This is a genomic window from Pseudomonas sp. C321, assembly GCF_055407105.1.
The window spans coordinates 766,494-790,085 of sequence record NZ_JBUZRB010000001.1; the positions used below are offsets into that span (position 1 = coordinate 766,494).

The following is a 23,592-nucleotide window of genomic DNA, read 5'->3' on the forward strand; positions in this document are numbered from 1 at the left end:
GCCCTTGAGTTTTTCGCGAGCAAGCTCGCGCCTACAGAAGAACCCTCAAGGAGGAACACATGAACCAGGCCGACTACATCATTATCGGCGGTGGAATCGCTGGGGCGTCCGCCGGTTACTGGCTGTCGCAACATGCCCGCGTCATCGTACTGGAGCGCGAATCGCTGCCGGGTTACCACTCCACCGGCCGCTCAGCCGCCCTGTACATCGCTGCCTACGGTACGCCCCAAGTGCGTGCCCTCACCCTCGGCAGCCGCGCCTTCTTCGATCACCCGCCCACAGGTTTCGCCGAGCATCCACTGCTCACGCCTCGTGGTGAATTGCTGGTGGACTTGATTGACGATCCCGCTGAGCTGCAGCGCCAATACCTGAGTGCCAAGGCCCTGGTGCCCGAAACACGGCTGCTCAACGTCGAGGAGTCGATGGCCATGATGCCGATCCTGCGCCGGGAGAAAGTCCATGGAGGGATTTACGATCCGACGGTCTGTGACATCGATACCGACGCGCTGTATCAGGGTTACTTGCGTGGCATTCGGCGCAATGGCGGTGAAATCCGCACCGACAATGAGGTGCTGCAACTGACCCGCGACAGCCAGGGTCAGTGGCTGATCCGCACCTCACAACAACGCTTCAGCGCCCCGGTTATTATCAATGCCGCTGGCGCATGGGCCGATACTCTCGGCGAACTGGCCGGTGCCCGAAAAATCGGCCTGCAACCCAAGCGGCGTAGCGCATTCATCTTCGCGCCTCCTGCCGAACTAGACATCCACTCCTGGCCGGAGCTGGCAGCCCTCGACGGTTCGTTCTATATGAAACCCGACGCGGGCATGTTCCTCGGCTCACCGGCCAATGCCGACCCCGTCGAGCCCCATGATGTGCAGCCTGAAGAACTGGACATTGCCATGGGTATCTATCAGATCGAAGAAGCCACCACCCTGACTATCCGCCGCCCGACACGAACGTGGGCCGGGTTGCGCAGTTTTGTCAGTGATGGGGACCTGGTGTGCGGGTTTGATCCGCAGGTGGAGGGGTTGTTCTGGGTTGCCGCTCAGGGTGGTTATGGGATTCAAACATCGCCAGCCATGGGTCAGGCCAGTGCGGCGCTGGTGCGGGGTGAGAAGTTGCCGCAGGCACTGGCAGGGTTTGGGTTGACGGAGGCGATGTTGTCGCCACACAGACTGAAAACTTCAGAATAACCCTGTGGCGAGCGGGCTTGTCGGATCGCCACAACAAGCCCACTCACCACAAGTGCAGCACCCACTATTTATTTCCAGCGATCGGCCGCCGCATGATCGCTGTCGCGCCCTTCCACCCAGCGCGCCCCTTCGTTAGTGTTTTCCTTCTTCCAGAACGGCGCACGCGTCTTCAGGTAGTCCATCACAAACGCGCAGGCATCAAAGGCCGCCTGGCGATGAGCACTGGCAGCGGCGACGAAAACGATAGGTTCGCCGGGCTCCAAAGCGCCGATGCGGTGCAGCACTTCCAGCTTGAGCAACGGCCAGCGTTGTTCAGCCTCCACGGCGATCTTGCCGAGGGCCTTTTCGGTCATGCCTGGATAGTGCTCCAGGAACATTCCCGCCACATCGAGACCGTCGTTGAAGTCGCGCACGTAACCGACAAAACTCACCACCGCGCCAACACCAACGTTAGCCGCATGCATGGCGTTGACTTCCGCGCCTGGATCAAAGGGCTGGGCCTGCACACGAATCGCCATGCTTAGCCTCCGGTCACGGGGGGGAAAAAAGCCACTTCATCGCCGTCAGCCAGCGGCTCGTCGAGCGAACAAAGCTCTTCATTGCGGGCGCACATCAAGCCGGTTTCGTTGAGCACTTCAAATTCGGGATCTGCTGCCAACGCCTGGCGCACGGCCTCAACCGTGGCGAAATCGCCTTCGACCTCCAGCGAGTCCAGATCCACGGCTTCGCGATAGCGGGCAAAAAACAGCACTGTGATACTCATTGTTCATCCGCCTTGAAATGCCCACTTTTGCCGCCGAGTTTTTCCAGCAGGCGAATACTTTCGATGGTCATGCCACGGTCCACGGCCTTGCACATATCGTAGATGGTCAGGGCAGCAACACTGGCCGCGGTCAGCGCTTCCATCTCCACGCCAGTCTGGCCGGACAGCTTGCAGCGGGCGACGATATGTACCGCGTCGTCGCCTTCGGCACTGAGTTCGACCTTGACGCCGGTGAGCATCAGCGGATGGCACAGGGGGATCAAATCACTGGTCTTCTTCGCCGCCTGGATCCCGGCGATCCGCGCCACGGCAAACACGTCGCCCTTGGGGTGGGCGCCGTCGACGATCATTTTCAGGGTGCCGGGCAGCATACGCACCCGCGCTTCGGCCACCGCTTCACGGAACGTCACGGTTTTTTCAGTGACGTCGACCATGTGGGCGCGACCTTGGGAATCGAGATGAGTTAGCACAGGGATACTCCTGATCAGAAGCAGGGATTGTAAACCTGTGGGTCAATTTTGCGTACGCGCGTTTTATGTCGCAGTAGAAACCGGGCGACAGCATCGTCGCCCGGTTGCGGTTGGTGTTACAGGTGGGATTCGGCGTATTCCGCCAGAATCGAACGTGGAACCCCTTGCAGGGCGATGTGCACGCCGTTGGGGAAGTCCTTGAAGCGTTCCGTCAGGTAGGTCAGCCCGGAGCTGGTCGCGGACAGGTAAGGGGTGTCGATTTGTGCCAGGTTGCCCAGGCACACCACTTTAGAGCCGGCGCCTGCACGGGTGATGATGGTTTTCATCTGGTGCGGCGTGAGGTTCTGGCATTCATCGATCAAGATCAGGCTTTGCTGGAAGCTGCGACCCCGGATGTAGTTGAGGGATTTGAACTGCAACGGCACTTTGCTGAGGATGTAGTCGACGCTGCCATGGGTGTTTTCGTCATCCATGTGCAAGGCTTCGAGGTTGTCGGTGATCGCCCCCAGCCACGGCTCCATTTTTTCCGCCTCGGTGCCGGGCAGGAAACCGATTTCCTGGTCCAGGCCCTGCACGCTGCGGGTGGCGATGATGCGGCGATAACGTTTGGTGACCATGGTCTGCTCGATGGCGGCAGCCAGGGCGAGGATGGTTTTCCCCGAGCCTGCGGCACCGGTCAGGTTGACCAGGTGAATATCAGGATCGAGCAGGGCATACAGCGCCAGGCTCTGGTAAATATCACGCGGTTTCAGGCCCCAGGCTTCCTGGTGCAACAGGGGTTCCTGATGCAGGTCGAGGATCAGCAATTTATCGACCTGGATCTCCTTGATCCAGCCGACAAAGCCCTGTTCGTCGATGATGAATTCGTTGATGTGCACGGCCGGCAGGTTGTCGATCAGTTGTACCTGGTGCCAGGTGCGGCCATGGTCCTGACGGGTTTCGACCTTGCTTACGCGATCCCAGAACGAGCCGGTCATGTTGTGATAACCACGGGAAAGCATCGACACATCGTCGACCAGTTGGTCGGTACTGTAGTCCTCGGCAGCGATCCCACACGCTCGTGCCTTGAGGCGCATATTGATGTCTTTGGTCACCAGCACCAGGCGCAGGTCCTTGTCGCGTGTGTGCAGGTCGATCAATTGGTTGATGATTTTGTTGTCGTTCAGATTTTCCGGCAGCAGGCTGTTGGGCTCGCTGCGCTTGTTCATCAGAATCGACAGCAAGCCCTTGGGCCCGCTTTTACCGCGCTGGATCGGTACGCCCACCTCGACGTCGGCGGGTGACGCTTCGCCCAGGGTCTTGTCGATCAAGCGGATGGCCTGGCGACATTCGGCGGCAACGCTGTGAGGCCCGCTTTTAAGTTTGTCGAGTTCCTCAAGCACGATCATCGGGATGGCGACGTGGTGTTCTTCGAAATTGAGCAGCGCGTTTGGATCGTGGATCAATACGTTGGTATCAAGCACATAAAGGATTGGCTGGTTGGAAGAAGGGTTACGTCCATGATCATCCATACTCGGTCACCTTTGTGGGAGCCAGTCGACGCAATACCGTGACAGTGCTGCGCCTCGATTCGACCACCGAACACACCTGAGGGACGTCAAGTGCGTTGCACACAAGAGGAGTCTTGGAAGACGCCACCTGTGTTGCAGGTTTCGGCTGTCTGTCTTCGTAATACCGCAAAACCCATGACAGAAAAAAGCACTTTGACGCTTTTTTGAAGTTTATTTTTCAGGATGACGAATAGCACTAGGCGAGCGCCCGATGCACCGTTAGAGTCAGAAGTCCGCCTGTATCGAAATTCCTTCCGTTTTCGCCCCAAAAAACCCTCAACCCCAACAGGACCGGGCATCTCGTCGTTTCAGCGAAACGCTTCGCGACAATCCTGCCAGCCGAGTCCACTTTCAGCCGTCGCCTGCAACAGCCAGGGCAGCGCCACTCGTGCCTTGTCCTGAGTGTCATGGAACACAATCACCCCGCGGCGCCACAGCAGCATCAACGTCAGTACCCGCTGGGCGGACTCATCGGCCTTGAGTTTGCCCGCCTCATCCTCCGAATCGATGTCCCACAACGCCACTTGCAGCCCCTGAGACTGGAAAAACCCCTGGGCATCAGCGCGACGCTGGCCATACGGCGGCCGGAACAACGGCACATAGTTTTCCGGCAACAGGTTCTGCACCAGCGTGGCACTGCGGGTGATCGAACTTTGCCAGTCAACCCAATGACTGTGGGAGCGGTACTGCCAGCCCTGGATGCCGACACACTGGTCCTGATAAAGCGCCTGCACATCGGCAGGCGAACTTTTCTCCAGACGCATCTGCAGGCTGTTGCCGAGGGCGAAGAACGTGGCGTTCATTTTCTGTTTGCGCAGGTAGTCGGCGAGCCAATCGGTATTGCCGCTGGTCGGCGCCGGGCCGCCGTCGAAGGTCAACAAAAACAGGCGGTCGTTCAGCTCATTGCCGTTACGCTCATGGTCGCCGAAGCGCGCCACTTCGCTGCTGATTTGCGGGAACAGCGCGGCCTTACGCAGTTGTTCATCCAGATAACGCTCGTGGAAAGCCCGGCTTGGCGCGGCCCAGCCTATGTAGAAGGAGCTGTCGCTGACCTCGAACTTGCCGGCCTGCTCACGCAGGTCGTCCATGCTTTCCACCAGGTAGCAAAACGAGGCGTCCTGCTCACAGCTTTGCTGGGCGAACGTGTAGTTTTCCAACAGCCGTTGCCACAGCTGGCGGCGCAGGTCGTCGATGGACCCCAGGTTGATGATCTTCAGGCCCAGGCGCTGTTTGAGGGCAGGTTCATCAAGGGCTTCGCTGGCCAGCAAGGCACGGGCGAACATCAGGACTTCCGCCCGGGATGCCACATCGAACAGCGCCGGGCTGCTTAATTTCTCGGGCCAGGTGCTGCGGTCCAGGCTGGCCACATCCACCGGCGCCGCCTGAATATTCAAACACACCAGCCAGGCTGACAATAAAAGCGCAATTCGCACAGAGGGTCTCCATCTCCAGAGTCGTCGGGCACTATAGCCGATCACCCCCTATCAGCATCATAGGTGGAGTCAAACCGCCCCAGCCCCTAGAATCCCCCGACGATTACAGGAGACGACTTCATGCTGATGGTGATTTCCCCAGCCAAAACCCTCGATTTCGAGTCACCGCCGGTGACCCCGCGCTTTACCCAGCCGCAATATCTCGACCACTCCCAGGAGCTGATCGAGCAATTGCGCGAGCTGAGCCCAGCGCAGATCAGCGAGCTGATGCACGTCTCCGACAAGATCGGCGGCCTCAACGCGGCGCGCTTTGGCAGTTGGACCCCAGCCTTCACACCGGCCAACGCCAAACAGGCGTTGCTGGCGTTCAAGGGCGACGTCTACACCGGCCTGAATGCCGAGACCTTCAAGGACGCCGACTTCGCCTACGCCCAGGATCGCCTGCGCATGCTCTCCGGCCTGTACGGCCTGCTGCGCCCCCTGGACCTGATGATGCCTTACCGGCTGGAGATGGGCACCAAACTGGCCAACGCACGTGGCAAGGACCTGTACGCCTTCTGGGGAACCCGTATTAGCGAGTGGCTCAACGAAGCCCTGGTCGAACAGGGCGATGACGTTTTGCTCAACCTGGCCTCCACCGAGTACTTCTCGGCGGTCAAGCGCCCGGCCTTGAACGCACGGATCATCAACACCGAGTTCAAGGACCTGAAAAACGGCCAGTACAAGATCATCAGCTTCTACGCCAAGAAGGCCCGAGGCATGATGAGCCGCTTTGTGATTGAAGAACGCATCAACGACCCGACCTTGCTCAAGCAGTTTGATGCCCAGGGTTATCGCTTCAATGCCGAGCAGTCCAAGCCGGATAACCTGGTGTTTTTGCGCGACCACGCACCGGAATAAGGCTACCCCTGACAACGCACAACCTGTGGAGAGTGGGCGAGCCCCCCTCTCCACAAAAGCCTCTCCTCCTCCCTTTCCTTCGCGGAAAATCGTCATTTATTTGGCGTCAAAAATTATTCTTCAGAATTTATAACGATTCTTTCACTCGACATTCGTCAGTTTTTTTTGTAGTGGCACCACTTTTTTAAATCAGTAGTGGCACAAAACCATTTAAACCCCGCAACTCCCTGCAACTACTGACTAAAGCAGCAAGTGCTATCACTCCACTACCAGTGCCATCTTTCTCAATATTTCAAGAAATTTCCGGAAACAGGATGAGCGGCCAGGAACTATGTCCTAAAGCACCGCTCATACCACCGGTAACGATTATCTCTTTCCTTGTACGAGATTACTTACACAGCGACCAACGGAAGTAGCAAAGTTGTCACATACACTTTGGCTCGATGGTCAAACCATCAACTGATTAGTTGAGGACGGGCGATAAGGCTTCACAGCCATCCCCTACAAGGCCAAGGCTGAGCTTACCTATGCGGGCCAGTGAGACAACCCAAGGCATTGATATTAAAGACCTAAAAGTCAATATCGAATCCTTGCGGCACTGGCACCAGGCATTCCAAAAGGAAGCCTGGCTGCATTTTAGAGCAAGCCCCAATAACAAGGCCAAGTTGCGCACAACTTGAGTGCATTAGTTAGTCACTCGATTTTTAATATGCCTGTACATGGCAATGGGGCGTCTATTCGCTGCATATCCTAGTGCATGAGTGACGCTTTAAAACATGAACTCCGGCCATCTAATGGCATGATTAACACAGAGGTAAATGCGATGCGCATCAGCATATTTGGTTTGGGTTACGTTGGCGCAGTCTGTGCCGGTTGCCTGTCTGCACGGGGCCATGAGGTCATTGGCGTAGACATCTCCAAGGATAAGATCGACCTGATCAATGCGGGTAAATCCCCCATCGTTGAACCGGGTCTGGGCGAACTGTTGAGCCAGGGTATTAAAACCGGCCGACTGCGCGGCACCACCAACTTCGCCGACGCAATCCGCGATACCGACCTGTCGATGATTTGCGTCGGCACGCCGAGCAAGAAGAACGGCGACCTGGAACTCAACTACATCGAAGCGGTGTGCCGCGAGATCGGTTTTGTCCTGCGGGACAAGACCACCCGCCACACCATCGTGGTGCGCAGCACCGTATTGCCAGGCACCGTGGCCAATGTAGTGATCCCGATTCTCGAAGACTGCTCGGGCAAGAAAGCCGGCGTCGACTTCGGCGTCGCGGTCAACCCTGAATTCCTGCGTGAAAGCACCGCCATCGCCGACTACGACTTGCCACCGATGACCGTCATCGGCGAATTCGACAAAGCCTCCGGAGATGTCCTGCAGTCGCTGTACGAAGAGCTCGACGCGCCGATCATCCGCAAGGACATCGCCGTCGCCGAGATGATCAAGTACACCTGCAACGTCTGGCATGCGACCAAAGTGACCTTCGCCAACGAAATCGGCAACATCGCCAAGGCAGTGGGTGTCGATGGCCGCGAAGTGATGGAAGTGGTCTGCCAGGACAAGACCCTCAACCTGTCCCAGTACTACATGCGTCCGGGCTTTGCCTTCGGCGGTTCCTGCCTGCCCAAGGACGTGCGCGCCCTGACCTACCGCGCCAGTTCCCTGGACGTGGAAGCACCACTGCTCAACTCGCTGATGCGCAGCAACGAGTCCCAGGTGCAGAACGCCTTCGACATCATCTCCGGCCACGACAAGCGCAAGGTTGCCCTGCTGGGCCTGAGCTTCAAGGCCGGCACCGATGACCTGCGCGAAAGCCCCCTGGTGGAACTGGCGGAAATGCTGATCGGCAAGGGCTTCGACCTGAGCATCTACGACAGTAACGTCGAGTACGCCCGTGTCCACGGCGCCAACAAGGATTACATCGAGTCGAAGATCCCCCACGTGTCGTCCCTGCTCAACTCGGACTTCGACGACGTGATCAACAACTGCGACGTGATCGTCCTCGGCAACCGCGACGAGAAATTCCGCGCCCTGGCCCAGACCGCGCCCCACGGCAAGCAAGTGGTCGACCTGGTCGGTTTCATGTCCAAAGCCACCAGCGTGAGTGGCCGTACCGAAGGTATTTGCTGGTAAGAGCAGCAGCGAGCTGCAAGCTTCAAGCGGCAAGTTAAAAGCGCTTCACTTGCAGCTTGTAGCTTGCGGCTTGAAGCCTCCTTCACCTTCGGATGACGCTTATGTCCAAGCTAAAACACGTGCTACTTCAATCCGCTGGCTGGCTTTTGTTTTTAAGCCTGTTGATGGGCCTGGCCCTGGCATTGCCGGCGACCATCTTCGACTCCGAGTCCAAGGACTTCATATTCCTGATTGGCGCCGTCGGCATCTGGCGCTACTCCATGGGTGCCACACACTTTGTGCGCGGCATGCTGTTTCTCTACGTGGTCTACCCGCACCTGCGGCGCAAAGTGCGCAAATTGGGCAAGTCGGCAGACCCGTCTCACGTATTCCTGATGGTCACCAGCTTTCGTATCGATGCGCTGACCACTGCCCAGGTCTACCGCTCGGTGATCCGCGAAGCCATCGAATGCGGCTTCCCCACCACCGTGGTCTGCTCCCTGGTGGAAATGTCCGATGAGCTGCTGGTCAAGGGCCTTTGGGAAAAGATGAACCCACCGGCCCACGTTGACCTCGATTTCGTGCGCATCGCCGGCACCGGCAAGCGTGACGGCCTGGCCTACGGTTTCCGCGCCATCTCCCGCCACCTGCCGGACGACCGCGCCGTGGTTGCAGTGATCGACGGCGACACCGTGCTCGCCGAAGGCGTCGTGCGCAAGACCGTGCCGTGGTTCCAGCTATTCGGCAATGTCGGCGGCCTGACCACCAACGAGTTCTGCGAAGTACGCGGCGGCTACATCATGAGCGAGTGGCACAAACTGCGCTTCGCCCAGCGCCACATCAACATGTGCTCCATGGCGCTGTCCAAGCGCGTGCTGACCATGACCGGGCGCATGTCGGTGTTCCGCGCCAGCGTCGTCACCGACCCGAGCTTTATCGCCGACGTCGAAAGCGACTCGCTGCAACACTGGCGCCTGGGCCGCTTCAAGTTCTTGACCGGCGATGACAAGTCCAGCTGGTTCAGCCTGATGCGCCTAGGCTACGACACCTTCTACGTGCCGGATGCCGCGATCAACACCGTCGAGCATCCACCGGAAAAGAGCTTTATCAAGGCCAGCCGCAAACTGATGTTCCGTTGGTACGGCAACAACCTGCGGCAGAACTCCCGGGCCCTGGGCCTGGGTGTGAAACGCCTCGGGGCGTTCACCAGCGTGGTGCTGTTCGACCAGCGCGTGTCGATGTGGACATCCTTGCTGGGCCTGACCGTGGCGATCATCGCCAGCTTCAAATACGGCGGCGCGTTCATCCTCGCCTACCTGCTGTGGATCGGCATCACCCGCCTGATCCTGACCCTGCTGCTGTCGTGTTCCGGCCATAAGATCGGCCCGGCCTACCCGGTGATTCTCTATTACAACCAGATCGTCGGCGCGCTGGTAAAAATCTACGTGTTCTTCCGCCTCGATCAACAGTCCTGGACCCGCCAGGACACCAAACTGACCCGCGATTTGGCCAGCTTTCAACGTTGGTTCAACACCTGGTCGTCTCGGACCATGACCTTCTCCGCCGGCAGCATCTTCGTTGCCGTGTTGCTGATGATGGTTTGACCCTGCCAAGCCTGAATTAACTAGGAATTACACCGCCATGAATAGCCCAATGAATTCTCCAGTAAACGCCAATGTTGTTCACGAGTCCGAAGCCCAGCGCCAACACGCCCGGGTCAAAATCCCGGCCAAGCTGCGCTTCTTCGGCGCCGACCGCACGCCCATGGAAGTGCGGGTCATCGACCTGTCTGCTGGCGGCCTGGCCTTCAACGCCGCCCAGCAACCGCTGAAAGTCGGCGATGTGCATAAGGGTCGCTTGCAGTTCGTCATCGACAACCTCGGCCTGGCAATGGACGTCGAGCTGCTGGTACGTTCCCACGACCGCCAGAGCGGCCGCACCGGCTGCCAGTTCCAGAACCTGGAGCCGCAAGATATTTCCACCCTGCGCCACCTGATCACCTCGCACCTTTCCGGTGACATCGTGACCATGGGCGACGTGCTCGCCACCCTGCAGCGCGACAACTTCACCAAGGCGCGCAAGGTCAAGGACGGCGGCAGCGGCATGAGCGCCTTCGGTCGCCTACGGGCCGTGACTTTCAGCCTGGCGATCTTCCTCGTCGGCCTGGCCGCTTTCGGTTTCATCTTCAAGTCGGTGTACGGCATGTACTTCGTCAGCCACGCCCAGGCTGGCCTGGTCAGCGTGCCCGGCATGAATATCACGATGCCTCGCGACGGCACCGTGCAAAGCCTGATCAAAGGTGATGCAGTGGCGGCTAAAGGCGCGCCACTCGCCACCTTCAGCACCAGCATGCTCGACGTGCTCAAGGGCCATCTGGACGAAGACCAGTTGCAACCGGCCAAGGTTGAAGAGCTGTTCGGCAAGCAAATGACCGGCACCCTGACCTCCCCGTGCGATTGCGTGGTGTCTCAGCAACTGGTCGCGGATGGTCAATACGCCAGCAAGGGCGATGTGATCTTCCAACTGGTGCCGCGTGGCAGCCAGGCCAACGTCGAGGCACGTTTCTCCTATCGCCAGTTCGGTGATGTGCGTCCAGGTACGCCGGTGAGCTTCCAGGTCGCCGACGAAGAACAGACCCGCACCGGCACCATCGTCAGCAGCACCAGCCTCAACAGCGCCGACCTGTCCTCCGACATTCGCGTACAGATCAAGCCCGACGCTCCACTGGACAGCGCCTACGCCGGCCGCCCGGTGGAAGTGACCAGCGACCGTGGCCCATCCCTGAACTGGCTGATCGACAAAGCCATGGCCGCCGGTCTTTAAGCAGAGGACATGCCTGTGACTAGCCCACTTCGACTCCTGCCGGTACCACTGGCCCTGGCCATCGCGCTCGCCGGTTGCGCCGGCCTGCCCGACCAACGCCTGGCCAATGAAGCCCTCAAGCGTGGCGACACGGCGATGGCTGCGCAGAACTATCAGCAACTGGCCGACCTGGGCTACAGCGAAGCCCAAGTGGGCTTGGCTGATATCCAGGTAGGCACCCGCGACCCTGCGCAAATAAAACAGGCCGAAGCCACCTACCGCGCGGCGGCCGACATCTCGCCCCGCGCCCAGGCTCGTCTGGGTCGCCTGTTGGTAGCCAAGCCCGGCTCCACCGAGGCCGAGCAACACGAAGCTGAAGGTCTATTGAAAAAAGCCTTTGCCAATGGCGAAGGCAACACCCTGATCCCCCTGGCGATGCTGTACCTGCAATATCCCCACAGTTTCCCGAACATCAACGCCCAGCAGCAAATCAGCAAATGGCGCACCGCCGGTTACCCAGAGGCGGGTCTGGCCCAGGTGCTGCTGTACCGCACCCAGGGCACGTACGACCAGCACTTGGACGAAGTGGAAACCATCTGCAAGGCGGCACTGAACACCACCGACATCTGCTACGTCGAGCTGGCCACCGTCTACCAGAAACGCGGCCAGCCTGAACAACAAACTGAACTGCTCAAGCAGATGCAGGCAGGTTTCAGCTTTGGCACCGTCACCGCCCAACGAGTGGACAGCGTGGCCCGTGTGCTGGGTGATGCGAGCCTGGGCAAGACCGACGAAAAAACCGCGCAAGCGCTGCTGGAAAAAATCGCCCCTGCCTACCCGGCCTCCTGGGTCAGCCTGGCGCAATTGCTCTACGACTTCCCCGAACTGGGCGATGTCGACCAGATGATGAAGTACCTGGACAACGGCAGCGCCGCCGACCAGCCCCGCGCCGAACTGCTGCTGGGCAAGCTCTACTACGAAGGCAAATGGGTACCGGCCGATGCCAAGGCCGCCGAAGCACACTTCCAGAAAGCTGTCGGCCGCGAAGTCGCCGCTGATTACTACCTCGGCCAGATCTACCGCCGTGGCTACCTGGGCCAGGTCTATCCGCAAAAAGCTCTGGACCACCTGCTGACCGCTGCGCGCAACGGCCAGAACAGCGCCGACTTCGCTATTGCCCAGCTGTTTTCCCAGGGCAAGGGCACCAAGCCCGACCCCCTCAACGCCTGGGTCTTCAGCCAATTGGCCAAGGCACAGGACACACCGCAAGCCACTGAACTGGCCGCGCAGCTGGACACGCAACTGCCGCCAGCCCAGCGCGGCGAAGGCCAGCGCCTGCTGCAACAAGAACAGGCCGCCCGTGGCGCCTTGAGTCAAAACACGCTGCAACTGCACGCCCTGCAAGAAGAAGACGGCGAGGAATCCCTATGAAGCTCAATCCATTCGTCAAGGCCGGTATTGGCCTGACCTTCGCACTGCTGTGGTCGTGCCCGACCCTGGCCGCATTGACCGAAGAAAAGAACTTCGGCCTGGACGTCAAAGTCACCGGCCAGTCCGAAGACGACCGCGACCTGGGCACGCAGAAAGAGGGCGACGTCAACGGCATCGGCCTCGACCTGCGCCCGTGGGTCTACGGTGAAAGCGGCAACTGGAGCGCCTACGCCATGGGCCAGGCGGTAGCGGCCAGCGACATCATCGAGACCGATACCCTGCAACAGTCCGACGCCGACGCCACTGAGCAGTCGAGCAACGACGACCGCAAGACCAAGAAAAACTACCTGGCCCTGCGCGAGTTTTGGATCGGCTATAGCGGCTTTACGCCCTACCCCGGCGAGCAACTGAAACTCGGGCGCCAACGCCTGCGCAACGACGACGGCCAGTGGCGCGACACCAACATCGAAGCGCTGAACTGGACCTTCGACACCACCCTGCTGCGGGCCAATGTCGGCGCCGCCGAACGCTTCAGCGAATACCGCACCGACCTCAAGGAACTGGCCCCCAAGGACAAGGACCGCCAGCACCTCTACGCCGACGCGGCCTATCAATGGACGCCGGGGCAGTGGATCGGCCTGCGAGGCCATCACACCCATGACGACGGCAAGCTCGACTTCCCGGAACCGGGCGTGGCCGCTGACTCCCTGGACAAGCGCGAAAACGGCGACCTGACCTGGCTCGGCATCGAAGCCAACAGCGACGCCTACAACTGGCGCAACACCAACACCGTCAACTACTGGGCCAGCATCACCGGCATGAAGGGCGATCGCGACACCGTCAACGCCTTGAACGCCGACGGCACCCGCCCGGCCGCCGCCAAACGCAGCGACGACGTCGACGGCTGGGCAACCGACCTGGGTGTGCGCTTGCGCCTCGACCCGCAGTGGCAAGTCGGTGCGGCCTATGCCCGTGCCAGCGCCAACTACGAACAGAACGGCCTGCAGAGCAACCGCTCCAACTACACCGGCACCCAATCTCGCGTACACCGCTTCGGTGAGGCGTTTCGCGGCGAGATGAACAACATGCAGACCGCCACCCTGTTCGGCTCCTGGCAACTGCGCGACGACTACGACGCCAGCCTGGTCTACCACAAGTTCTGGCGCGTGGACGGCAACAAGCCAGTGGGCAGCAACGGCATCGACGCGGTGCAAAACAATACCGACGACGTCACCGGCGCCGTGCTCTCCACCTCGTCCCTACCATTGGAAGACGGCAAGAAAGACCTCGGCCAAGAGGTGGACCTGGTGGTCACCAAGTACTTCAAGAAAGGCCTGCTGCCGGCCGCGCTCAGCCAGTCGATCGACGAACCGTCGGCCCTGGTGCGCTTTCGTGGCGGTGTGTTCAAACCGGGCGATGCCTACGGCAAACAAGTCGACTCGTACATGCACCGCGCCTTTGTCGACGTGATCTGGCGCTTCTGATGGGAGCCTGCGCAATGAACCCTCAAGCCCTCAAAGGCTCGGTCAGCCTGCTGGTCGCAGCGATGCTGCTGGCCAGCGCTTCGGCCATGGCCAATGCAGAGCCGGCAGTCAAAGCGCCGACCATCGCCAAGGAACTGCAACAGGCCAAGACCTACACCATCACTAGCCCGCCGACTGCGCCGCTGGAGATGCCCAAGCCTGCGCTGCCGGACGTCTCGGGCTACACCGCCGAGGCGGTCGCGAAAAAAATCGTGCGCAGCAAGATCGGCAAGGTCAGCGTGCGCCGGATGATGCAGGAAGACGCCCTCAAGGACTTTATCGGCGGCGATAACAAGATGGCCGAATGGGTGGTGCGCCAGCACGGCATTCCCCAGGCGATCTTTATCGACGACGGCTATATGAACCTCAAGGACCTGCTCAAGAAAGTGCCCAAGCAGTACCTCAGCGAAACCTCGCCGGGGGTGTTCCTGGCCAGGTTGCCGATTGTGGTCGGGAACAAAGGCATCCTCGAAATCGACAAGCAGACTCAAGAGTTGCGCTTGTCCCAGGAAGCCGGCTCGTTCCTGGTCAACGACGGCAAGCTGTTTGTGCGCGACACCAAAATCACCGGCTGGCGCGAGAAAACCAACGGCCCGGCGACCTTCCAGTCGCCCGAGGAATTCCGCCCGTTCCTGCTGGCCTGGGGCGGCACCGAGACCTACATCGTCAACAGCAAGATGGCCAGCTTCGGCTATGCCAACAGCAAGTCCTACGGGGTGAGTATTTCCCAGTACACGCCGAACATGGCCAAGGTGCTCAAGCGTAAAGAGCCGACCGGCTGGATCATCGGCTCCGAGTTCTCGGACATGTGGTACGGCTTCTACTGCTACGAGACCGAAGGTTTTGTGGTCAAGGGAAATACCTACAAGGACAACATCGTCTACGGCATTGACCCCCACGACCGTTCCCACGGTCTGATCATCACCGACAACACCGTCTACGGCACCAAGAAGAAGCACGGCATCATCATTTCCCGGGAAGTGAATGACAGCTTCATCTTCAACAACCGCAGCTACGACAACAAGCTCTCGGGCCTGGTGATCGACCGTAACAGCGTCAACAACGTGATCGCCGATAACGAGATTTACCAAAACCACACCGACGGCATCACGCTCTATGAGAGCGGCGACAACCTGCTGTGGGGCAACAAGGTGATCAGTAACCGTCGCCACGGCATCCGGATTCGTAACAGCGTGAACATTCGTCTGTACGAAAACATCGCCATGGCCAATGGGTTGACTGGGGTCTACGGGCACATCAAGGACCTCACCAACACCGACCGCGACTTCGATCTCGACCCGTTCGACACCAAGGTCTCGCTGATCGTGGTCGGCGGTGAACTGGCCGCCAACGGCAGCGGACCGCTGTCCATCGACTCGCCGTTGAGCATCGAGCTGTTTCGCGTGTCCATGCTCGCCCCGACCAAATCCAGCGGCATCAGCTTCTCGGGGATTCTCGGCGAGCGCCAGGATGAAATTCTCGACCTGCTGGTACGCCAGCAGAAAGCCGTGCTGATCGACCCTGTCGAACGCCAGACCGAATTGCAGGAATGAGGATGCCCCTTATGCACCCACACATGATCAAACTGCTCAGCCTCTCGGGGTTGACCCTCGGCCTGCTGGCTGCCAGCCAAGGCGTGCGCGCCGATGAGGTCAAGGCACCGGCGTTCACCGCCGACCCGTGCTGCAACCTGTGCCCCGAAGCCCACGACGCCAAGAACTACACCACCCGCTATCAGCAGAACTTCACCACGCTGGTGCAAGCCCAGGGCGACTGGCTGTTCCGGACCCAGGAAGATTTGCGCACCGAGTTCAACACCAGCCCCGCCGGCTACAAACGCATGCAACTACTGCACGATGCGTTCAAGAGCAAAGGCGTGGAACTGGTGGTGGTCTACCAGCCAACCCGTGGCCTGGTAAACCGCAACAAGCTCAATGCCGAAGAGAAAGCCAAGTTCGATTTCGACAAGGCCCTGGGCAACTACAAAACCATGCTCGGCCGTTTTGCCAAGATGGGTTATGTGGTGCCGGACCTGTCGTCGCTGACCAATGAAGATTTATCACCAGGGCAGCCCGACGAACTGCCGGCCCACGATTTCTACTTCCGTGGCGACCAGCATTGGACCCCTTACGGCGCCCAGCGCACGGCAAAAATTGTCGGCGAACAAGTCAAGCAAATGGCCGCCTTTGCCGACATTCCCAAGCGTGAGTTCGAGACCAAGAAGTCCGGGCGCATGGGCAAGACCGGCACCCTGCACAACATGGCCGGGCAATTGTGCGGCACCAGCTACGCGATCCAGTACATGGACCAGTTCACCACCGAGCCCAAGGGCGAAGCGGGCGACGGCGATCTGTTCGGTGATTCCGGCAACCCGCAGATCACCTTGGTGGGCACCAGCCACAGCGGCAAGAACTACAACTTCGCCGGTTTCCTTGAAGAAGAAATCGGCGCCGACATCCTCAACGTCGCCTTCCCCGGCGGTGGCCTGGAAGGCTCGATGATCCAATACCTGGGCAGCGAAGAGTTCCAGAAGTCGCCACCGAAGATCCTCATTTGGGAATTCTCGCCGCTGTACCGCCTGGACCAGGAAACCACCTACCGCCAGATGATGTCGCTGCTGGACAACGGCTGTGAAGGCAAGACCGCGCAGATGAGCGCCAGCACCACGCTCAAGCCCGGCAAGAATGAATTGATGGTCAACAGCAAGAACATGGACCTGCGCAACAGCAACCACCAGGTCGACATCCGCTTCGCCGATCCGTCGGTGAAAACCCTGCAAGCCACCCTCTGGTACATGAACGGGCGCCACGAGGACATCAAAATCGACAAACCCGAAACATCCGATACAGACGGGCGTTTCGCCTTTGAACTGCGCACCGATGAAGACTGGGCCACGCAAACCCTGCTGGCCGTGGAAGTACAGGGCCCCGAAGCGGGCGCTGCTGCGCAGAAAGTCGAAGCGAAAATTTGCACACGCAACGTATTCCCTGGCGCCGGGCAAAACACCGCCCAGTTGCCCTTAGAGAAAGTCGTGCAATGAGGTTACTTATGCCAATTCGCAAACTACTGACGCCGACCTTGCTGGGCCTGGCGATCTTCGCCGGCTCCGTCAACGCCGCAGCCCCACTGCGCCCGCCTCAGGGCTACTTCGCGCCGGTGGAAAAATTCAAGACCGGTGACTTCAAGGACGGCTGCGATTCCATGCCGACGCCTTACACCGGCCCGTTGCAATTTCGCAGCAAATACGAAGGCTCCGACAAGGCCCGCTCGACCCTGAACGTGCAATCGGAAAAAGCCTTTCGCGACACCACCGCCGACATCACCACGCTGGAACGTGACACCAGCAAACGGGTGATGCAGTTCATGCGCGACGGCCGTCCGGAACAGCTGGAATGCACGCTCAACTGGCTGACCGGCTGGGCCAAGGCCGATGCGTTGATGTCCAAGGACTTCAACCACACCGGCAAGTCCATGCGCAAATGGGCACTGGGCAGCATGGCTTCGGCCTATATCCGCCTGAAGTTTTCCGACTCCCACCCGCTGGCAAACCGTCAGCAGGAGTCGCAGTTGATCGAAGCCTGGTTCAGCAAAATGGCCGATCAGGTGGTCAGCGACTGGGACAACCTGCCGCTTGAGAAAACCAACAACCACTCCTACTGGGCCGCCTGGTCGGTGATGGCAACGTCCATCGCCACCAACCGCCGCGACCTGTTTGATTGGGCGGTGAAGGAATACAAGGTCGGCGCCAATCAGGTGGACGACCAAGGTTTCCTGCCCAACGAATTGAAGCGTCAGCAACGGGCGTTGGCGTACCACAACTACGCCCTGCCACCGCTGTCGATGATTGCCAGTTTCGCCCTGGTCAACGGCGTAGATGTGCGGTCGGAAAACAACGGCGCACTCAAACGCCTGGGAGACAAGGTGCTGGCCGGGGTCAAGGACCCGGAGATTTTCGAGAAGAAGAACGGCGAGGAACAGGACATGAAAGACCTGAAGCAGGACATGAAATTTGCCTGGCTGGAACCGTTCTGCAGCCTCTACACCTGCCCGCCCGAAGTGCTTGAGCGCAAGCACGGCATGCAGCCGTTCAAGACGTTCCGCCTCGGGGGTGACCTGACCAAGGTCTACGACCCGGCGCATGAAAAAGGCGACAAAGGCAGCTGATACACCGGGCTGATCACGCATAAAACCGTCCGGTTTTTCACGGGGGGTCTGGGGGGGCCGTTGGCCCTTGACTGTTGGTTAAACATGGAGAGATCGGGATGGTTTTCTCGTCCAATGTGTTCCTGTTTTTGTTCTTGCCGATCTTTCTCGGCTTGTACTATTTGAGCGGGCAACGCTATCGCAATCTGCTGCTGCTGATTGCCAGTTATGTGTTCTACGCCTGGTGGCGAGTGGACTTCCTGGCGCTGTTTGCCGCCGTCACGCTGTGGAATTACTGGATCGGCCTCAAGGTCGGTGCGGCAGGCGTGCGCACCAAGCCGGCCCAGCGCTGGCTGTTGCTCGGCGTAGCGGTCGACCTGTGCATCCTCGGCTACTTCAAGTACGCCAACTTCGGGGTCGACAGCATCAACGCGATGATGACCTCAGTCGGTCTTTCGCCCTTCATCCTCACCCATGTGCTGTTGCCGATCGGGATCTCGTTCTACATTTTCGAGTCCATCAGCTACATCATCGACGTCTACCGTGGCGACACGCCGGCGACCCACAACCTCATCGACTTTGCGGCGTTCGTGGCGATCTTCCCGCACCTGATCGCCGGCCCCGTGTTGCGCTTTCGAGACCTTGCGGACCAGTTCAACAACCGTACCCATACCCTCGACAAGTTCTCCGAGGGGTGTACGCGGTTCATGCAGGGTTTCATCAAGAAGGTGTTTATCGCCGACACCCTGGCGGTGGTCGCCGACCATTGCTTCGCCCTGCAAAACCCCACCACCGGCGATGCCTGGCTCGGCGCGCTGGCGTACACCGCGCAGCTGTACTTCGACTTCTCCGGCTATAGCGACATGGCCATCGGCCTGGGTCTGATGATGGGTTTCCGCTTTATGGAAAACTTCAAGCAGCCCTACATCAGCCAGTCAATCACCGAGTTCTGGCGGCGCTGGCACATCAGCCTGTCCACCTGGCTGCGTGACTACCTGTACATCACCCTGGGCGGCAACCGCAAAGGCACGCTGACCACTTACCGCAACCTGTTCCTGACCATGTTGCTCGGCGGGCTGTGGCACGGTGCCAACATCACCTACATCGTTTGGGGCGCCTGGCACGGCATGTGGCTGGCGATTGAAAAAGCCATCGGCCTCGACACCTCGCCGCGCAGCTTCAACCCGATTCGCTGGGCGCTGACCTTCCTGCTGGTGGTGATGGGTTGGGTGATCTTCCGCTCGGAAAACCTGCACGTCGCCGGTCGCATGTACGGCGCCATGTTCAGCTTCGGCGAATGGTCGCTGTCGGAACTCAACCGCGCCAACCTCACCGGGCTGCAAGTGGCGACCATGGTGGTGGCCTATGCAACGCTGGCGTTCTTTGGCCTGCGGGACTTCTACAGCAACCGTCCGGCACAAAAAACCAAGCCTGCAGATCCAAGCCTGATCAAGGCCGTACCCGGCGAAAACCCCGGCAGCATCCAGGAACCCGGCTACACCGTCGGCAGTAATGCCCAGGTGCAACCGGCCTACTGGGCTGCCGCCTGGCCACGCTACGCAATGCGCGCCCTGGTGCTGCTGTTGTTCGTGGCGTCGATTCTCAAACTTTCGGCGCAGAGTTTCTCGCCGTTCCTTTACTTCCAGTTCTGAGGGAGCCGACCATGACCCGTTCATTACGCGTCCTCTATATCAGCCTGTTCATGGCCGTGCTGCTCGCATTGGGCGCCTGGTCGATGCGCAGTTTCCTGGGCTTCAGCACCAACGCCGATGCCACGGTGCTTAACGGCCGCTGGGCCAAGGCCGTCGAGACCCATTACGACGAAGAGTTCCCGATCAAGCGCCTGGGTACCAACCTATGGGCGGCGCTGGACTACAAACTGTTCAACGAAGGTCGTCCCGGCGTGGTGCTGGGTCGCGATCACTGGTTGTACAGCGACGAGGAATTCAACCCCGCGGTCAACGAAGAGCAGAACCTGCAAGGCAACTACGCCCTGGTGGAAGGCGTGCGCCAGACCCTCAAGGCCAAAGGCATTCAACTGGTGATGGCGATTGTGCCGGCCAAGGTGCGCCTGTACCCGGAACACCTGGGTGATGTGCGCCCGGCGAGCATTCATGAAGGTCTCTACAAGGATTTCCATGCTCGCGTCGCTGCCGACAAAATCATCGCTCCCGACCTGCTGGGCCCGCTGCAACAGGCCAAGCACAACGGCCATCAGGTGTTCTTGCGCACCGACACCCACTGGACGCCCGACGGCGCCCAGGTCGCCGCCCAACAACTGGCCAAGGCCATCACCGACAAGACCCCCCTCAGCGGCGAGCCCCAGCGCTTTGTCACCGAAGCCGAGAAAACCGAACCGCACAAGGGCGACCTGCGCCTGTTCCTGCCCCTGGACCCACTGTTCGAAAACTTGATGCCGCCCCAGGAGCCTCTGGAGAAACGCGTGACTCACGCCGTGCAAACCAAGGCCGATGGCGACGACGCCCTGTTCGCCGACAGTGAAATGCCGGTGGCCCTGGTGGGCACCAGCTACAGCGCCAACCCCAACTGGAACTTCGTTGGGGCCTTGAAACAAGCCCTGGGCAGCGACGTGGTGAATTACTCCGAAGACGGCCACGGCCCGATCCTGCCGATGCTCAGCTATTTGAAAAGCGACGACTTCAAGAACAGCCCGCCACAAGTGCTGATCTGGGAGTTTCCGGAACGTTATCTGCCTGTGAACAACGAAATCGGCGATGCCGACCCCAAGTGGGTCGCGCAGCTTAAAGAAGCCGGTACACGCCAACAGAACATGGCACTGAACACCCAACCAAACACCCAAAAATCCGAGACGCCCGACCGGGCGCAAAACTGAAAGAGGTAACTCACATGACTTTCACTACTACTCCTCGTCGTCTCGCCAAGTCCTTTGCACTGGTGGCCGGCATGAGCTTCTTGTCGATGACCGCCTTCGCTGGCGACGCCGCGCTCTACGGCCCTGTCGCACCGAAAGGCTCCAGCTTTGTGCGCTTGTTCAACGCCAGCAACCAGGAAGTCAGCGCCACCGTCGGCACCGCCAACCTGAGCGACATCGCCCCGCTGGGCAGCAGCGACTTCAGCTTCATGCCGGGCGGCGACTACAGCGCCAAGGTCGGCAGCGCGACCCTGCCGGTCAAGCTGGCCGCTGATCACTACTACACCTTGGTCAACAACGGCAGCGGCCAGCCGCAACTGATCGAAGAGCCGCCGTTCAAGAACAAACAGAAATCCCTGGTGCGCGTACAGAACCTCAGTGACAAGTCGCTGACCCTGAAAACTGCCGATGGCAAGACCGACGTGGTCAAGGCCGTAGCCGCCAAGAGCCGTGGCGAGCGCGAGATCAACCCGGTGAAGGTCAGCCTGGCGCTGTATGAAGGCGACAAGAAAGTCGGCGACGTCAAACCAGTAGCCCTGGAGCGCGGTGAAGCGGCGGTGCTGTACATCACCGGCAGCGGTTCCAGCCTGTCGCCAGTGTGGGTGAAACGCCCAGTGTCGACTCGCTAATTATATTTCCACATTGACGCTCCCCCTGTAGGAGCCGGGCTTGCCCGCGATGAACTCAAGGGCACCGCGTTTATTCTGGTGCCCCGCGTCATCGTTGACATCCACCGCGAGCAAGCTCGCTCCTACAGAGATAGCGATCAGCCTGGACCGAGACAAAAACAAGAGTGAAACGACAGAACGCAGTAGCTCTAACTCATATCGATTCAAGGAGAAACACCATGATTCCAGTCATCCTGTCCGGTGGTAGCGGCTCACGTCTTTGGCCGCTTTCGCGCAAACAGTTTCCCAAGCAATTCCTGGCCCTGACCGGTGAGCAAACGCTGTTCCAGCAAACCCTGGAACGCCTGGTATTCGACGGCATGGAGCAGCCCATCGTGGTCTGCAACAAGGACCATCGATTTATCGTCAACGAACAGTTGTCCGTTCGTAAGCTGGAAACCCAGCGCATCCTGATGGAGCCTTTCGGCCGCAACACCGCGCCGGCCGTGGCGCTCACCGCGATGATGCTGATCAACGAAGGCCGCGACGAGCTGATGCTGGTGTTGCCCGCCGACCATGTCCTGGACGACCAGAAAGCCCTGCAACGCGCCCTGGCCCTGGCTACCGTGGCGGCCGAGTGTGGCGAGATGGTGTTGTTCGGCGTACCGGCCACCCGTCCCGAAACCGGCTATGGCTACATCAAGTCCACCAACGATTCGCTGCTGCCCGAAGGCGTCAGCCGCGTGCAGCAGTTCGTCGAAAAGCCTGATGAAAAACGCGCCACCGAGTTCGTCAAAAGCGGTGGTTACTTCTGGAACAGCGGCATGTTCCTGTTCCGCGCCAGCCGCTTCCTCGAAGAACTGAAAAAGCACGACCCGGACATCTACGACACCTGCCTGCTGACCCTGGAGCGCAGCAACCAGACAGCCGACACCGTGGACATCGACGATGCCACCTTCGCCTGCTGCCCGGACAACTCCATCGACTACGCCGTAATGGAAAAAACCCAGCGCGCCTGCGTGGTGCCGCTGAGCGCCGGCTGGAGCGATGTAGGTTGCTGGGCGTCGTTGTGGGACGTGAATGAAAAAGACGCCAACGGCAACGTCAGCAAGGGCGATGTGGTTATCCAGGACAGCCGCAACTGCATGATCCACGGCAACGGCAAACTGGTGTCAGTGATCGGCCTGGAAAACATCGTGGTGGTGGAAACCAAGGACGCGATGATGATTGCCCACAAGGATAAGGTCCAGGGCGTCAAGCAGATGGTCAACACCCTCAACGAACAGGGCCGCAGCGAAACCCAGAACCACTGCGAGGTCTACCGTCCGTGGGGCTCCTACGACTCGGTGGACATGGGCGGGCGTTTCCAGGTCAAGCACATCTCGGTCAAGCCGGGTGCGTGCCTGTCGCTGCAGATGCACCACCACCGCGCCGAACACTGGATCGTGGTCAGCGGCACTGCCGAAGTCACCTGTGACGAGAACGTGTTCCTGCTCTGCGAAAACCAGTCCACCTACATCCCGATTGCCTCGGTACACCGTTTACGTAATCCGGGCAAAATCCCCTTGGAGATTATCGAGGTGCAGTCGGGTAGTTATTTGGGTGAAGACGATATCGAACGTTTTGAAGATATCTATGGTCGCTCGACACCGATTGAACGTGGCGTGTCGGTGAAAACCATCGCGCAGTAAAAAGCAGCACAAGAAGCCCCCGTCCAGCCGACTGCGTCCCCTATCCGCAGCCGGTTGGGTGGGGGCTTTT

The 23,592-nt window shown here is 59.7% G+C and carries 19 protein-coding genes; 14 read left to right on the plus strand and 5 right to left on the minus strand.

All coding sequences use genetic code 11. From position 1 onward, the window contains the following. Window positions 1–59: 59 nt before the first annotated feature. The gene (locus tag ACZRJ6_RS03625) at window positions 60–1,196 is read left to right on the plus strand and encodes an NAD(P)/FAD-dependent oxidoreductase (protein ID WP_463967108.1); all 1,137 of its coding nucleotides are present in this window, start codon (window positions 60–62) and stop codon (window positions 1,194–1,196) included. Window positions 1,197–1,264: 68 nt separating this feature from the next. On the opposite strand, the gene moaE is transcribed toward ACZRJ6_RS03625, so the two are convergent. The 5 genes from moaE to ACZRJ6_RS03650 form a co-directional block, all read right to left on the minus strand. After that, the gene (moaE, locus tag ACZRJ6_RS03630; protein ID WP_149410970.1) at window positions 1,265–1,714 is read right to left on the minus strand and encodes a molybdopterin synthase catalytic subunit MoaE; all 450 of its coding nucleotides are present in this window, start codon (window positions 1,712–1,714) and stop codon (window positions 1,265–1,267) included. A gap of 2 nt (window positions 1,715–1,716) precedes the next feature. Continuing rightward, complete coding sequence (moaD, locus tag ACZRJ6_RS03635) at window positions 1,717–1,959, minus strand: molybdopterin converting factor subunit 1 (RefSeq protein WP_149410969.1); 243 nt, start codon at window positions 1,957–1,959, stop codon at window positions 1,717–1,719. Further along, window positions 1,956–2,429 carry a cyclic pyranopterin monophosphate synthase MoaC gene (moaC, locus tag ACZRJ6_RS03640; RefSeq protein WP_350612463.1) on the minus strand — a complete coding sequence of 158 codons (474 nt, stop codon included), beginning with the start codon at window positions 2,427–2,429 and terminating at the stop codon, window positions 1,956–1,958. Before moaC ends, moaD begins: the two co-directional genes overlap by 4 nt. A 116-nt stretch (window positions 2,430–2,545) precedes the next feature. Next, the gene (locus ACZRJ6_RS03645) at window positions 2,546–3,940 is read right to left on the minus strand and encodes a PhoH family protein (protein WP_463967109.1); all 1,395 of its coding nucleotides are present in this window, start codon (window positions 3,938–3,940) and stop codon (window positions 2,546–2,548) included. Window positions 3,941–4,287: 347 nt separating this feature from the next. Further along, entirely contained in the window at window positions 4,288–5,412 is a 1,125-nt protein-coding gene (locus tag ACZRJ6_RS03650) for a polysaccharide deacetylase family protein (protein WP_463967110.1), read from the minus strand. Window positions 5,413–5,532: 120 nt separating this feature from the next. On the opposite strand from ACZRJ6_RS03650, the gene yaaA reads away from it, so the two are divergent. The 13 genes from yaaA to ACZRJ6_RS03715 all read left to right on the plus strand — a co-directional run bounded on the left by yaaA (window position 5,533) and on the right by ACZRJ6_RS03715 (window position 23,522). Further along, window positions 5,533–6,312 carry a peroxide stress protein YaaA gene (gene yaaA / locus ACZRJ6_RS03655; protein WP_463967111.1) on the plus strand — a complete coding sequence of 260 codons (780 nt, stop codon included), beginning with the start codon at window positions 5,533–5,535 and terminating at the stop codon, window positions 6,310–6,312. A gap of 823 nt (window positions 6,313–7,135) precedes the next feature. After that, window positions 7,136–8,452, plus strand: coding sequence for a nucleotide sugar dehydrogenase (locus tag ACZRJ6_RS03660; RefSeq protein WP_463967112.1), 1,317 nt, complete (start codon window positions 7,136–7,138; stop codon window positions 8,450–8,452). Window positions 8,453–8,553: 101 nt separating this feature from the next. Next, entirely contained in the window at window positions 8,554–10,035 is a 1,482-nt protein-coding gene (alg8, locus tag ACZRJ6_RS03665) for a mannuronan synthase (protein WP_463967113.1), read from the plus strand. Window positions 10,036–10,084: 49 nt separating this feature from the next. Beyond that, the gene (locus tag ACZRJ6_RS03670) at window positions 10,085–11,254 is read left to right on the plus strand and encodes a PilZ domain-containing protein (protein ID WP_463967114.1); all 1,170 of its coding nucleotides are present in this window, start codon (window positions 10,085–10,087) and stop codon (window positions 11,252–11,254) included. A gap of 9 nt (window positions 11,255–11,263) precedes the next feature. Beyond that, complete coding sequence (algK, locus tag ACZRJ6_RS03675) at window positions 11,264–12,664, plus strand: alginate biosynthesis TPR repeat lipoprotein AlgK (RefSeq protein WP_463967115.1); 1,401 nt, start codon at window positions 11,264–11,266, stop codon at window positions 12,662–12,664. Next, the gene (locus ACZRJ6_RS03680; RefSeq protein ID WP_463967116.1) at window positions 12,661–14,148 is read left to right on the plus strand and encodes an alginate export family protein; all 1,488 of its coding nucleotides are present in this window, start codon (window positions 12,661–12,663) and stop codon (window positions 14,146–14,148) included. Before algK ends, ACZRJ6_RS03680 begins: the two co-directional genes overlap by 4 nt. 14 nt (window positions 14,149–14,162) lie before the next feature. After that, complete coding sequence (algG, locus tag ACZRJ6_RS03685) at window positions 14,163–15,740, plus strand: mannuronan 5-epimerase AlgG (protein WP_463967117.1); 1,578 nt, start codon at window positions 14,163–14,165, stop codon at window positions 15,738–15,740. An 11-nt stretch (window positions 15,741–15,751) separates the two neighbouring features. Then, window positions 15,752–17,227 (plus strand): alginate O-acetyltransferase, encoded by a 1,476-nt coding sequence (locus tag ACZRJ6_RS03690; RefSeq protein WP_463967118.1) that lies wholly within the window; start codon window positions 15,752–15,754, stop codon window positions 17,225–17,227. A gap of 14 nt (window positions 17,228–17,241) precedes the next feature. Further along, window positions 17,242–18,351, plus strand: a complete 1,110-nt coding sequence (locus tag ACZRJ6_RS03695) for a mannuronate-specific alginate lyase (protein WP_463967414.1) — start codon at window positions 17,242–17,244, stop codon at window positions 18,349–18,351. A gap of 98 nt (window positions 18,352–18,449) precedes the next feature. Continuing rightward, window positions 18,450–19,982 (plus strand): MBOAT family O-acyltransferase, encoded by a 1,533-nt coding sequence (locus tag ACZRJ6_RS03700; protein WP_133099790.1) that lies wholly within the window; start codon window positions 18,450–18,452, stop codon window positions 19,980–19,982. An 11-nt stretch (window positions 19,983–19,993) separates the two neighbouring features. Continuing rightward, window positions 19,994–21,184, plus strand: coding sequence for an alginate O-acetyltransferase (locus tag ACZRJ6_RS03705; RefSeq protein ID WP_149410956.1), 1,191 nt, complete (start codon window positions 19,994–19,996; stop codon window positions 21,182–21,184). 14 nt (window positions 21,185–21,198) lie between these two features. Beyond that, the gene (locus ACZRJ6_RS03710) at window positions 21,199–21,852 is read left to right on the plus strand and encodes an alginate O-acetyltransferase AlgF (protein ID WP_133099792.1); all 654 of its coding nucleotides are present in this window, start codon (window positions 21,199–21,201) and stop codon (window positions 21,850–21,852) included. Between the two features lie 218 nt (window positions 21,853–22,070). Beyond that, the gene (locus ACZRJ6_RS03715) at window positions 22,071–23,522 is read left to right on the plus strand and encodes a mannose-1-phosphate guanylyltransferase/mannose-6-phosphate isomerase (RefSeq protein ID WP_463967119.1); all 1,452 of its coding nucleotides are present in this window, start codon (window positions 22,071–22,073) and stop codon (window positions 23,520–23,522) included. Window positions 23,523–23,592: the final 70 nt, after the last annotated feature.

Bases quoted from the DNA above. Each gene is read 5' to 3' on its own strand.
- ACZRJ6_RS03680 (WP_463967116.1), top strand. From the start codon at position 12,661: ATGAAGCTCAATCCATTCGTCAAGGCCGGTATTGGCCTGACCTTCGCA.
- alg8 (WP_463967113.1), top strand. From the start codon at position 8,554: ATGTCCAAGCTAAAACACGTGCTACTTCAATCCGCTGGCTGGCTTTTG.
- ACZRJ6_RS03705 (WP_149410956.1), top strand. From the start codon at position 19,994: ATGACCCGTTCATTACGCGTCCTCTATATCAGCCTGTTCATGGCCGTG.
- ACZRJ6_RS03625 (WP_463967108.1), top strand. From the start codon at position 60: ATGAACCAGGCCGACTACATCATTATCGGCGGTGGAATCGCTGGGGCG.
- moaD (WP_149410969.1), bottom strand. From the start codon at position 1,959: ATGAGTATCACAGTGCTGTTTTTTGCCCGCTATCGCGAAGCCGTGGAT.
- yaaA (WP_463967111.1), top strand. From the start codon at position 5,533: ATGCTGATGGTGATTTCCCCAGCCAAAACCCTCGATTTCGAGTCACCG.
- ACZRJ6_RS03715 (WP_463967119.1), top strand. From the start codon at position 22,071: ATGATTCCAGTCATCCTGTCCGGTGGTAGCGGCTCACGTCTTTGGCCG.
- ACZRJ6_RS03670 (WP_463967114.1), top strand. From the start codon at position 10,085: ATGAATTCTCCAGTAAACGCCAATGTTGTTCACGAGTCCGAAGCCCAG.
- ACZRJ6_RS03700 (WP_133099790.1), top strand. From the start codon at position 18,450: ATGGTTTTCTCGTCCAATGTGTTCCTGTTTTTGTTCTTGCCGATCTTT.
- ACZRJ6_RS03690 (WP_463967118.1), top strand. From the start codon at position 15,752: ATGCACCCACACATGATCAAACTGCTCAGCCTCTCGGGGTTGACCCTC.
- moaE (WP_149410970.1), bottom strand. From the start codon at position 1,714: ATGGCGATTCGTGTGCAGGCCCAGCCCTTTGATCCAGGCGCGGAAGTC.
- ACZRJ6_RS03660 (WP_463967112.1), top strand. From the start codon at position 7,136: ATGCGCATCAGCATATTTGGTTTGGGTTACGTTGGCGCAGTCTGTGCC.
- ACZRJ6_RS03710 (WP_133099792.1), top strand. From the start codon at position 21,199: ATGACTTTCACTACTACTCCTCGTCGTCTCGCCAAGTCCTTTGCACTG.
- algK (WP_463967115.1), top strand. From the start codon at position 11,264: ATGCCTGTGACTAGCCCACTTCGACTCCTGCCGGTACCACTGGCCCTG.
- algG (WP_463967117.1), top strand. From the start codon at position 14,163: ATGAACCCTCAAGCCCTCAAAGGCTCGGTCAGCCTGCTGGTCGCAGCG.
- ACZRJ6_RS03645 (WP_463967109.1), bottom strand. From the start codon at position 3,940: ATGGATGATCATGGACGTAACCCTTCTTCCAACCAGCCAATCCTTTAT.